Source organism: Sphingobacterium sp. GVS05A (assembly GCF_019969845.1).
Taxonomy (GTDB): domain Bacteria; phylum Bacteroidota; class Bacteroidia; order Sphingobacteriales; family Sphingobacteriaceae; genus Sphingobacterium.
The window spans coordinates 170,426-183,463 of the sequence record NZ_JAHXYR010000007.1 but is presented as its reverse complement, the minus strand read 5'-3'; the positions used below and the strand labels follow the sequence as shown (position 1 = coordinate 183,463).

The following is a 13,038-nucleotide window of genomic DNA, read 5'->3' as shown; positions in this document are numbered from 1 at the left end:
GTTTTTACGTAACCTTCCTTTAAAAGTGAAACTATATTTGGTGATGCAAACTCTCATCCAAGAAAGGATGATTTTTAGGCACCAAGGCTTGTTTACTCAATTTGTTCATTACTAAGAATACAAACAAACCTAAGAAACCAAGTGCAGTTCCGATTTCAATGATACCAAATCCTCTATGTTCAGCAACAGTACCAGGCATGATCATGATATAATAATCTAGCCAGTGACCTGCCAATAATAGAATCGCTACGAACAACATAACATTTTGTTTACGTTTAGCATCGCGATCCACTAATAGTAACAATGGTGCCACAAAGTTAATGATAATACTCAACCAAAACCAAGGTTTGTATTCAGGTTCCCAACGTTTGTAGAAATAAACTGTTTCTTCAGGAATGTTTGAATACCAAATCAACATGAATTGTGCAAACCAAACATAAGTCCAAAAGATTGAGAAACCGAACATCAATTTACCCAAATCGTGTAAATGATTTTCGTTTACCCAGTTCATATAACCAGCTTTCTTCAATACAACAACGATGATCGTGATACAACAGATACCACTTACCCACATTGCTGCAAAGTTGTACCAACCAAACATGGTAGAAAACCAGTGTGCCTCTAAGGACATGATGGTATCGAAAGACCAGATTGGTGTAGTAAAACCGAAGATAACCAAGAAGATTGCAGACAATTTGAATGATTTCTTGTAAGAAGCCAAACCGCCTTCTAAATCCTCTTTATAAGAAAGTTTCGCAAAAATAACTGCAAAAATGCTATATAGTCCCATAAATACAACTTGACGGATCAAGAAGAAAGGAACATTTAAATAAGCAGATTTACCTGCGATAATAGGGTCGTAATTTGCATTATTAGGGTCAGTAAGACCATCTGCATGCCAGTGGTGATATAAGTTATGTGTAGTCAAACCTAAGCCTACAATAACCAATAAAATCAATGATGCAATTGGTAAAACACCCGCCATAGCTTGAGGTATACGTACCAGACCTGCAGACCATGCAGACTGTGTTACATATTGCAAAGCAACAAAGAATGTTCCTGCTGCACAAACACATGTAAAGTAATAACCCATCAATAACAAGTTGGCGTATGTACGCTCTACAGTAACGTGATCGCCCGAAAGCAACCCGATAGCTACAGCAGCTACGCCTAGTACAACAGCGATAATACTGAACATTTTAGCTTTGCCAGCAAACTCGTATCGCTCGTTGAAATTATAATCGTGATGATGACTGTGAGTTCCCATTTATATATCTGATGTTAGATTATTTCTTTTGTAATTCGTGAACATACATAACAACTTTCCATCTCTCTTCAGGAGACAATTGAGATGCATGCGATCCCATGGAGTTATGTCCATAATAAATCGTATGGTAAATCTTACCATCTGTCAAGTCAGCCATGAAACCACCTCTTGAAGAGTTCGCTTTATCCGTTCTGTGATAAGACGGCGGCGGCGGAAAGTTCTCTAATTGACGAGTACCTCTAGAATCAGTTACACTACGATCTTTCGTAAGAGGTCCATCCCCTTTACCTTCTACCCCGTGACATACTGAACAGTATGTAGTGAATAAAGCTTTACCTTTTTCAAGGTTTTCAGCATTAACAAGCAAAGGATTTTTCACCTCAGCACCAGCACGTACATAATCCTCTAATGTATTGGCATACTCAAAACGAGTGAAACCAATTGGATCTGTACCTTTAGGAGGTGCTTGTGCTGTTTTTCCATCAGCAAAATTCGCATTGGGTTGATCCGGATTGAAAGCAAGCGGATCGTACATGTTACGGGAAAATTCCAAACCTGTACTACGAGTCGTTTTGTCACCACAAGAAGAAACAAGTGCTGTCAATGCTACAGCTGCGCATACAGTTCCAAGTAAATTCTTCTTATTCATAGCTAACATATTTTCTATCATTGTACTTAACTTCAACAGCACCTGCTTCTTTCAATAAGCTATCGATCAAAGCGTGGTCTGCATTTTCTTTGGCATCTACTGCAAGGATGAAACGGTCATCTGTTGCTCTTAGGTCCATCACGCGAGGCGTACGTCCCGGGAACAAGTGGTTACGGAAGAAAAATGTAGCAACCATTCCCAAAGCACACAATAAGATCGTAACCTCAAATGTTACTGGAACAAAGTTTGGCATTGCAAATGATGGTTTACCACCGATATTCATCGGCCAATCGTAGACCATGGTATAATACAACAAACTAAAACCTAATGTCGTTCCTAATGCTCCAAAGCAAAATGCTGCGATAGGCAAGCGAGAAGGTCTTACACCTAACTTCGCTTCGATGCCGTGGATAGGCATCGGAGTAAAGCAGTCATAAATACTTATATTGTTTGCTTGCAATTTGTCGATCCCATGCATCATGTCATCCGGATCCGCAAAACTACCTAATATATATTTTGTATTGCTCATTGCTGATTATTTTCTAACTGATAATTCTTTAATCTCTTCTTCTGTCACTGAATCATATTTTTCCAATGATTCTTGGAAGTACTCAACTTGCTCTGCAGGGAATGCACCTTCTTGAGCCAATTTAGTTTTGTGTTGTAATGACGATGATTTCAACAACAATTTAACTTCGGCAATCGCGATACCTGGCAAGAAACGTAAGAACAACAAGAATAAAGTAAAGAATAATCCAATTGAACCTACAAAGATACCTACGTCTGTCCAAGTTGGGTAGAACATTGCCCACGATGAAGGCAAGTAATCACGGTGCAATGAAGTCACGATAATTACGAAACGCTCAAACCACATACCGATATTTACCACAATAGATAGAATCCATGAGATCGGAATACTTGTACGGATTTTTTTGAACCAGAATAATTGCGGAGAAATTACGTTACAAGTCATCATTGACCAGTACGCCCAAGCGTATGGACCCAACATACGGTTCTCGAAAGCATACATTTCGTATTCTGAACGAGAGTACATTGCAATAAACAACTCTGTTAAGTAAGCCACGCCTACGATAGAACCAGTCGTCATGATAATGATATTCATTGACTCAATGTGGAACATCGTGATGTAGTTCTCAAAGTTCATTACTTTACGTAAGATCAACAATAAGGTCTGTACCATCGCGAAACCTGAGAAGATCGCACCTGCCACGAAATATGGAGGGAAGATCGTCGTGTGCCATCCAGGGATAACCGAAGTTGCAAAGTCCATGGATACGATTGTGTGTACAGAAAGTACCAGTGGAGTTGAAATACCTGCCAAGATCAATGACACGATTTCAAAACGTTGCCAAGTCTTCACAGAACCATTCCAACCGAATGATAATACAGAATAGATCTTTTGTTTTAATCCAGTAGCACGGTCACGAATGGTCGCGATATCCGGCAACAAACCACAGTACCAGAATACCAAGGATACTGTAAAGTATGTTGAGATCGCAAATGCATCCCATACCAATGGAGAGTTGAAGTTTACCCAAAGTGATCCAAATTGATTTGGAAGAGGGAAAATCCAATATGCCAACCAAGGACGACCCATGTGAGCTACAACGTATGTAGCCGCACAGATTACCGCAAAGATCGTCATCGCCTCTGCGGAACGGTTGATTGAGTTACGCCAGTTCTGGCGGAAAATTAATAATACAGCTGAAATCAACGTACCAGCGTGACCGATACCAACCCACCATACGAAGTCGGTGATATCCCAAGCCCAGCCTACTGTTTTATTCAGACCCCAAGCGCCGATACCTGTCCAAAAGGTATAACTAACGCTAACTACCCATAATAAAGCACCCAATACAGCAACGGTAAAACCAATCCACCATGCTTTATTTGGTTTATTTTCAACCGGTAGTAAGATATCATCCGTAATTTTTGCATACGTGATGTCTTTACCGGTCATTAATGGTTCTCTTAATATTGATTCGTTATGCGATGACATAGTATTTTTATTTCAAATATTGTACAAGATTACGCCTCAAAAGTGTTTCTAACTTTTGTCATATAACCGATACCCGGTTGAACATTGATTTCCTCAAGTACGTAATAAACACGCTCATTGCGTAATGCTTTGGAAACTTCTGATTCTGGATCATTCGCATCACCAAAAATAATTGCATTTGCAGAACATGCTTGTTGACAAGCCATTTGGATATCGCCATCTTTAACTTTGCGATTTTCAATCTTAGCTTTCAATTTACCTCCTTGGATACGTTGGATACACATCGAACATTTTTCCATTACCCCACGTGAACGAGTTACTACATCTGGATTCAATACCAATTGTGTGAACTCATTGTTCAAGTAGTTGTCAAAACGTGAATCATTCCAGTATGCAAACCAGTTGAAACGACGTACTTTGAACGGACAGTTGTTCGCACAGTAACGTGTACCGAAACAACGGTTGTAAGCCATATGGTTCAGACCTTCTGAAGAGTGTACTGTAGCCAATACCGGACAAACAGTTTCACAAGGTGCGTGACCACAGTGCTGACACAACATTGGTTGGTGAACAACAGTGATATCTTCGAAATCCAATTCAGCTGAAGCTTTCGCAATCTCTTTCTCTTTTGTAAGATCTTGATCTTTGCCTTCGATTGTATAGTAACGATCGATACGTAACCAGTGCATCTCACGACGACGACGAACCTCGTCACGACCTACAACAGGGATGTTATTCTCTACGTTACAAGCAACGATACAAGCACCACAACCTGTACATGCGTTCAAGTCGATCGCCATCACCCATTTGTGACCCGGTTGCTCATATTTGTTCCACAAATCGTACGTTTTGTGATTATCTGTAAAGCGTCCTGCCTCAGAGTTAGGATCTTTCAAATATTTCGCAAACGTAGTTTCACGAATCACGTTACGACCTTCGATTGTGTGGTGTGTTTGTGTTTGTGCCAATTGGTAAGTTCCAGAAGCTTTCGCTACAGTTGCTTTTGCAACACCTTGAACAGTACCGTTGATGATAGAAGCAAATGGGAATGCGTTTTTACCAACTTCATTACCCGCTTTACCAACTTTAGTACGACCGTAACCTACAGCAACTGAAACAGTTCCTTGAGCTTGACCTGGTTGTTGTACAACAGGCAATTCCAATTCAACACCATTTGCTTTTACAGTTACTTTACCATCTTCACCCAAGCCTAGTTTTTCAGCATCTTTTGGATTTAGGGCAGCATAGTTGTCCCAAGTTACTTTAGATACTGGATCAGGCAATTCCTGTAAGTAAGCATTGTTTGCGTAACGACCATCGCGAAGAGCAGAAGGTTCGTAAAGTTTCAATTCAAATTCACCAGTGATTGCTTTGCTAGAAGCTTCAATTGCAGTAGCGGCAGCGGCAGCATTTCCTGTAAATGCAGGAGCAGTTGCAGCTTTAGCACCTTTATATTCAAAACCAGTTTGCAATACAGCATCCCAGTTTTTCGTAGAACCAGCTAAGATTTGTGTAGACCACAAGTTCTTAACAAAGTTGTACATATCTGTTGTGTTTCCTGCCCAAGTCAACAAGCTTTGTTCAGCTTGACGCGTTTGGAAAACAGGATTAATTGTAGGTTGAACGATAGAGTACAAACCTTCTTTCGGGTTAGCATCACCCCAAGACTCCAAGAAAGTACTTGCAGGAGCGATCGCTGTCAATTCCGACGCAGTCTCATCAGCACGTTGTGCGAATGATAATGTGAAAGGAATCTGTTTCAAAGCTGCTTTTACATCATCCGCTTTGAAGTAGTCATATACAGGGTTGCTGTTCAAGAAGAACGCTACACCCACTTGACCACCTTTAGCAGCAGCTAAGAAAGCTTGGAAAGAAGAATCCGAACCTTGGTATTGTTTAGAATAGTTATCTAAATCAATGATTGTACCGTAAGCGCCCAATGCAACGTTGATTGCATTGACCAATACCTGAACATTCACATCATTTGAACCGGCAACAACCAAAGCAGCGCCTTTGCTGTTCACCAATTCTTTTGCTGCTAGCGCTACACCTTTTTGTGCTTTTTTGTTTGCAGTCGCACCAGCCAATGTTTGACCAGTGATTGCATTATATAAAGCGATCAAGGTAGCACCTTCTTCTGAAGGTTTGATAGCAATACGCGCATCAGCATTTGTACCAGTCATTGAAAGACCAGACTCAAATTGCACGTGACGTGACATTTTTCCATTTTTCAATGATTTGTAGTCACGGTTTTTAGCGTATTGTTGTGTATGCTCTTCACCTGCCAACCAAGTTCCTAAGAAATCAGCAGCAACTGAAACGATTACATTTGCTTTATCAAAATTGTATGAAGGAACTACTGCTTTACCAAAAGAAGCTTTATTTGCTTCGATAATACCGCTGTAAGAAACAGCATCGTATTGTACATGATTCGCTGTAGGGAATTTCGTTGCGAAAGCAGCGATAGCTGCCAAAGTTGAAGGACTGTTTACTGTATTAGAAACGATCGTAATTTGTTTGCCAGAAGATGCAGCAGCAGTCAATGCTTTAACAACTTCCCCATCCAATTTAGACCACTCAACATCTTGACCTTTCAATTGCGCTTGCTTCAATTTAGATTCATCATATAAATCCAATACCGAAGCAGCAGTCGTTGAATCCAAACCTTGGTTCAAACCAATTGCGTTAGGGTTAGGTTCAACATTGATAGGACGACCTTCACGAGTTTTAACTAAAATACTTTGACCATTGAATGTCGACGTATAATAGTTAGGGATACCTGGAGTTACCTCTTCAGGTTTAATCAAATAAGGAACTGCCTTATGCACAGGAGTACGGTTACAAGCCGCTAAAGAAACAGCACCCAAACCAAAACCTAATGCTTTCAAGAAGTCACGGCGAGGAGTTTTAGTACTCAAGCCAGCTTCGTTTAATACATCTTCTACAGGAATAGATTCGGCAAACTCACCCTTGCTTCCCTCAACGAAAGCAGGAGTTTGATTTAACTCTTCCAAACCTTTCCAATATTTTTTATTGCTATCCATTTAAGCTGTATATAAGATTGCGTATTTCAAATAATTATTAATAGTGACATTTACCACACTCAAGACCACCGATCATGGCTGCAGTCATTTTCTCACCTTTCTTAATTCTTTCGTGTGCCTTGATCAAATCTTCATAATATTTATTATCAGATTTGATATCTGTCTTTTTGTGACAATCAACACACCATTTCATCGTCAATGGAGAGTATTGATATACTTCTTCCATGTTTTGGATCGGACCGTGACAAGTCTGACACTCTACTCCTGCTACCACAACGTGTTGTGAGTGATTGAAGTAAGCGAAATCAGGCAAGTTGTGGATACGAACCCATTGAATTGGCTTAGGATTGTTACCGTAAGTACGCGTCTCAGGATTCCAATCCAATGCACGATAGATTTTAGCAATTTCCGGAGAGATCTCACCATCATAGTGCTCTGACGCAGTGACTGTATTGTGGCAGTTCATACATACGTTAGCCGATGGAATAGAAGCATTTTTAGATTTAAATGCACCACCGTGACAGTATTGACACTCAATTTTATTTACACCAGCGTGGATTTGGTGTGAGAACTTGATTGGTTGAACAGGTTTGTAACCTTCGTGAACACCTACGTTCCACATCGTCTTCCAACCACCTACTGCCAATAAAGCAACAAGCATCAACACGGTAAATCCAACCAATTTTTTGTTTTTAACGAATGCTTTCGCAAACTTCACAAAACGTTGATTGTCTTCAGGTTCCTGTTGCGCTGCAATAGCTTCCTGATTCTTAGCAATTACATTTTCTAAGGTACGGATTACACGGTTCAACACCACGATCACAACAACCGCCAAAACAACAACAGCGATCAAGCCCAAGATCATGAACATTGATGCATTATCATCTTTTGCAGCAGCGCCAGCAGTAGCAGCATCTTTCGGTTTCTCTACTGAGGCATCTTTGATAAACGCAATTACAGATTTAATCTGATCATCAGATAGATCCGTAAAAGAGGTCATCACAGACTTGTTGTACTCTTCGAAGATTTTAACCGCTTCAGCATCACCTGTAGCAATTAAAGCTTGAGAGTTACGAATCCATTTAATCAACCATTCTTCAGATTTAGTATCTGGAACTCCTTTCAAAGCAGGACCAACTACTTTTCTGTCAATGGCGTGACAGGATGTACACTTAGATTTGAAGATTTTTTCACCTTCCTTGACATCTTGCGCATGCAACGTCGTAACGGCAAATAATAGCATCAAACTCGTTGACACCACCCTCGCAAGGCTTCCCAAAACGGATGAGATAGTTCTCATATTTAGCACTTTATACTATTTATTTGTGAATGTAAAAAATTAACTCCCATGGTTAAAGGAGCCACTACCCCCCTAACAATGCCACAAAAGTATGATTTATTAACAAATCGCTGACAATTTTGTGACCTTTAATATCAATTTATAATCATTCTAAACAATTGCGTTTAAACCACATTAAATCCCTATTATTCGAACGAAGTACATCAATTGTCCTAACTTTTCATCACAGTACGCCTATCAAATATAAGACATTACTATGACAATTTAAAATACCTGAATATCAAGATCATTCCGGGCTAAAAAAACTTTTTCCCATATTAATTCCGTAACTTTATAAGTATGAAAACGCTATTATATAGCTACTGTATCTGCTTGTTCCTAATTGGCTATTCCTGTCAGGGTCAGCAGAACATTAAACAGACTAAAAAAAATGGAAACGAATAAAAAACACAACCCGTTAAGCAAAGAAGAGGAATATGTGATTGTGCATAAAGGGACGGAGCGTCCTTTTACGGGTGCACTTTTGGACAACAAAGTGAAAGGAACTTACATTTGTCGACGTTGCGATAGTCCACTCTACCGTTCGGAATCAAAATTTGAATCTGGTTGTGGCTGGCCGAGCTTTGATGATGAGATCCCTGAAGCAATCACGCGGATCACGGATGCAGATGGACGCCGTACAGAAATCCTGTGTACTAAATGTGGTGCGCATTTGGGGCATGTTTTTCTTGGCGAAGGTTTCACGGCAAAAAACACGCGCCATTGCGTCAATTCTATTTCAATGAAATTCGTAGCGGATACTACAAAGTAACTTTTGCTTTCGTCGACTCGCGAATTTTCAATTCACAAGGCAACACCATCTTACGTGTTGCTTTTATTTTGCCCTGCAGACGGAGCAAAAGTATATTGATCAGATTTTCTGCGATTTCCTTGATCGGCTGCGAAACTACAGTGATAGACGGCTCCAGTAATTTAAATACAGTATGATCATCGAAGGCAATCATTGCCGGCATGACAAAATTATATTTCTTCGAAGCTTTTAATCCAGAAATCGCCAGATAATTGGTTGAAAATAAAACAGCATCCAAACGATTTTCACAAATAAAATCTTTTAGTGACTCCATTGCTTCGTCATCCGATGCATCCATCTGCACCTTCTGAATAAAACTTTGTTGCTTATTATTATCCATTGCTTTCAGATATCCTTCCGAACGCTCCTTCATCTGGGTCTGATCCGAGTATAAAGACACAAAGCCGATACGCTTATACGCCTGTTGGCATAAATGGCTGGTCGCATCGAAAGCGCCCTGAAAATTGTCCGCTCCGACATAGTCTGTCTCCAAGCCCGGAAAGTAACGGTCGAAAAGTACAACAGGAATATTACTTTGCTGCAACTGCTTGACAGTATCCTCCAAACCATCTGAAGGCGTAATGATAAAACCGTCAACCTGACGATCGTAAAACATTTGGATCAGTTCCTTCGCCTTCTCGACATCATTGTTGGTACTACAGTAAATAATGCGATATCCCTGCTCGTAGACTTTACTTTCGATCAGACGCGCGATATTGCCAAAAAATGGATTCGAGATGTCTTCGATAATCAAACCCAAAATCTTGGTTTTTCCGGTACGCAAACTTTTCGCCAATTCATTTGGCTTATAACCTACTTTCTTGACATAATCCAATACGCGCTTGGTCAACGCCTCGCTGATACGCTTCTCTTTTGCCTTGTCATTCAAAATAAAGGATACTGTAGTTACAGATATTCCCAACGCCTTTGCGATATCACTGATCAGAATACGTTTCTTCATGTAGAGTAGGTTTGTTAAGTTTTTATTTCGAAGATTACTAAAGTAAAAAATTTAACGACAATTTACTAAAATAATAATAAAATTGCGCTAAAAGGTTTTATTTACTAATTTTAAGCAGTTTCAAATACCCGAACACAAAACCTATGACAGGAAATAAACTCATCACAACAGTGTTGGGCACGCTAATTTTACCATTTTGCGTTCAAGCTCAGCAAAATTTAACACAATATGTCAATCCATTTATTGGATCAGCAGATCACGGACACGTGTTTGTCGGAGCCAATGTACCTTTAGGTGCAGTACAACTTGGGCCAACGCAGATCCCACAGATCTGGGACAAATTCAACGGCTGGGATTGGTGCAGCGGCTACAATTACAAAAGCCAAGAAATATTGGGTTTTACCCACACCCACCTGAGCGGAACAGGCATTGGAGACCTCAATGATCTTATGATCGTTCCTGCGAATGGCAAGCTACAATTGACACCTGCAGAATTCAACAAAATGAATACAGGCTATGGCTCGTCATTCAAAAAAGAAAATGAAGTCGCTAAACCAGGCTTCTACAGCGCCTATCTGGATGATTACAAGGTTCAGGCCAATCTCACAGCAACGGAAAGAGTTGGTTACCACCAATACCGATATGAAAAAACAGACAATGCCCATATCTTGGTTGACCTGGGTTATCACATCAATTGGGACAAACCAACCGATACCTATATCAAACAGATCAATGATTCTACATTCGTTGGTTATCGTTTTTCCACAGGTTGGGCCAGTGACCAAAAACTATACTTTGCCATAAAAACTTCACAGCCTATCCAAAAGGTTAGATTCTTTGATGGCAAAGACGAAAAATTCGGTCAGACCACCTTCAAAGGACAAGCCATCAAAGCAGCGCTTTTCTTCGATGCGGCTAAAAACAAGAACATTGAACTGAAAGTCGGAATTTCGCCGGTCAGCTCCACCAATGCTTTAAATAATATCAATGTGGAGATTCCGGGCTGGAATTTTGAGAAAGTAAAACAAGAAGCCGATCAACGTTGGAATAAAACTTTGAACAAAATCCAGTTTGAAGCAGATAAGGATACAAAAACAATCTTCTATACTGCTTTATACCACACCTACTTCGCCCCTACAATTTTCAACGATGCAAACGGTGATTATTTGGGTACGGATAAGCAGGTTTACGCAAAGCAAGATTTTGTAAATCATACCGTATTCTCCCTATGGGATACCTATCGTGGACTTCATCCGTTGATGACTATCCTTGAGGACCGTAAAATCAATCAGGATTTTATCAAAACGATGCTTGCCATCTATCAACAACAAGGGAAATTACCGATGTGGCATCTGCAGGGTAACGAAACCAACACCATGGTTGGTTTGCCTGCCATTCCGGTCATCGCAGATGCCTTCTTAAAAGGAATCATCGACGAGAAGGATTATCCTTTAGTATGGGAGGCTGTCAAAACAACCGCTATGGGCAATGACCATGGGTTGAAATTTGCGCGCGACCTGACTTATATTCCTATTGACAGTATGCCGAATGAATCCGTTGCCTGGGCACTGGAATATGCTATCGCCGACTTTGGCGCTTATAAAATTGCAGAAAAATTAGGAAAGACAGAAGATGCTGCTTATTTCAAAAAACGCTATAAATTATATGAGCAATATTTTGATAAAGAAGTAGGTCACTTTGTCGGCAGAAAAGCTAATGGAGACTTCCGCAGACCTTTTGATCCATTAATGGCCAAACACCGTGAAAATGATTACTGTGAAGGGAATGCATGGCAATATACTTGGTTGGTACCACAAGATGTGACAGGTTTGATCAATCTTTTTGGCGGCGAACAGCAATTTTTAAAGAAACTGGATTACTTCACAACCATGTCTTCGGATCTAGGAGGAGAAGCTTCTCCGGATATCTCAGGCCTAATCGGCCAATATGCACAAGGCAATGAGCCTAACCACCATATCCCATACTTATACGCCTATGCAGGACAGCCATGGAAAGGTGCAGCATTAGCGCGTAAGGCGATGACCGATTTCTATACAAATACACCAGCAGGACTTTGTGGTAACGATGACGTCGGTCAGATGAGTGCATGGTATGTATTCTCAGCGATGGGATTCTATCCATTGAATGCCATGAGCGGTGTGTATGTATTTGGTTCGCCGATGATGGAACATGCCAACATCAATTTGCCAAATGGAAAAACTTTAGCGATCACGGTTAAAAACCAAGGTAAAGCAAACCAATACATCAAATCGATCAAATTGGACGGAAAACCTTACACCAAGACTTTCATCACACATGCACAATTGCTACAGGGTGGTCAGATGGAAATTGAGATGAGCGCTACGCCAAATAAAAACTTCGGAAAAAATAAAGCAGACAGACCTACAAGCGTTGACAATAATTAACTGAAAAATTGTCAGCAAAACATTCATGGATTAATATTTGTTAATACCTTATTATATAAATTTAAGGAGAACAAAAAATGGCAGATTACAAAAACATCAATATACAAGACATCCCTGATGGTGGCGAGAATCCAAAAGACTTCTATGAAAGCTTTAAAGAAAGATTAGAAGATTTGGAGACCTTTCCAAAAGACTATACCTATAAGTTCATCTTACCAAAGGATCAGGATCATTTCAACCAGATCCAACAAGTATTTGATGATACTGATGCACGATTTGACTTCAAGGATTCCAAAACAGGAAAATATACCTCGATCACGGTCAACCTGAATGTAAAAGATGCAGATCAGGTCATTTACTTCTACAAAGAAGTTGCCAAGATAAAAGGTGTTATTATGTTATAAAAACTAAAAGAGGCTGTCGAAATGACAGCCTCTTTTGTTTATGGTTCAAGAAGTTCCTGCTTGACCAAGGCCACTCGAACAATCAATTTTCCTGCCCTATCAGGTCAAACATTTCTT

General features: G+C 40.1%; 10 protein-coding genes. 3 read left to right on the top strand and 7 right to left on the bottom strand.

Features of this window, described 5'->3' with window-relative positions:
* Positions 1-31: 31 nt before the first annotated feature.
* The 6 genes from LC454_RS17955 to LC454_RS17930 are packed head-to-tail and all read right to left on the bottom strand — an operon-like array spanning position 32 to position 8,280.
* Positions 32-1,267, bottom strand: coding sequence for a quinol:cytochrome C oxidoreductase (locus LC454_RS17955; protein WP_223583838.1), 1,236 nt, complete (start codon positions 1,265-1,267; stop codon positions 32-34).
* 19 nt (positions 1,268-1,286) lie between these two features.
* Positions 1,287-1,925, bottom strand: a complete 639-nt coding sequence (locus LC454_RS17950; protein WP_404479136.1) for a c-type cytochrome — start codon at positions 1,923-1,925, stop codon at positions 1,287-1,289.
* A complete protein-coding gene (locus LC454_RS17945) occupies positions 1,909-2,445 on the bottom strand; it encodes a DUF3341 domain-containing protein (RefSeq protein WP_223583837.1) in 537 nt (178 codons plus the stop codon). Before LC454_RS17945 ends, LC454_RS17950 begins: the two co-directional genes overlap by 17 nt.
* A 6-nt stretch (positions 2,446-2,451) precedes the next feature.
* Positions 2,452-3,936: an NrfD/PsrC family molybdoenzyme membrane anchor subunit gene (gene nrfD / locus LC454_RS17940; protein WP_077437920.1), complete on the bottom strand. Its 1,485-nt coding sequence runs from the start codon at positions 3,934-3,936 to the stop codon at positions 2,452-2,454.
* Positions 3,937-3,965: 29 nt separating this feature from the next.
* A complete protein-coding gene (locus tag LC454_RS17935; protein ID WP_223583836.1) occupies positions 3,966-6,980 on the bottom strand; it encodes a TAT-variant-translocated molybdopterin oxidoreductase in 3,015 nt (1,004 codons plus the stop codon).
* A 37-nt stretch (positions 6,981-7,017) separates the two neighbouring features.
* The gene (locus LC454_RS17930) at positions 7,018-8,280 is read right to left on the bottom strand and encodes a cytochrome c3 family protein (RefSeq protein ID WP_223583835.1); all 1,263 of its coding nucleotides are present in this window, start codon (positions 8,278-8,280) and stop codon (positions 7,018-7,020) included.
* 430 nt (positions 8,281-8,710) lie between these two features.
* Here LC454_RS17930 and LC454_RS17925 point away from each other — a divergent pair, with 430 nt between their 5' ends.
* Positions 8,711-9,091 (top strand): methionine-R-sulfoxide reductase, encoded by a 381-nt coding sequence (locus LC454_RS17925; RefSeq protein ID WP_223583834.1) that lies wholly within the window; start codon positions 8,711-8,713, stop codon positions 9,089-9,091.
* Here the strand turns inward: LC454_RS17925 and LC454_RS17920 are convergent.
* Positions 9,081-10,091, bottom strand: a complete 1,011-nt coding sequence (locus LC454_RS17920) for a LacI family DNA-binding transcriptional regulator (RefSeq protein ID WP_223583833.1) — start codon at positions 10,089-10,091, stop codon at positions 9,081-9,083. The genes LC454_RS17925 and LC454_RS17920 overlap by 11 nt on opposite strands.
* Positions 10,092-10,234: 143 nt before the next feature.
* On the opposite strand from LC454_RS17920, the gene LC454_RS17915 reads away from it, so the two are divergent.
* Positions 10,235-12,517, top strand: coding sequence for a GH92 family glycosyl hydrolase (locus LC454_RS17915; protein WP_223583832.1), 2,283 nt, complete (start codon positions 10,235-10,237; stop codon positions 12,515-12,517).
* 77 nt (positions 12,518-12,594) lie between these two features.
* On the top strand, positions 12,595-12,921 hold the full coding sequence (locus tag LC454_RS17910; RefSeq protein WP_223583831.1) for a DUF493 domain-containing protein: 327 nt from the start codon (positions 12,595-12,597) through the stop codon (positions 12,919-12,921).
* Positions 12,922-13,038 lie beyond the last annotated feature (117 nt).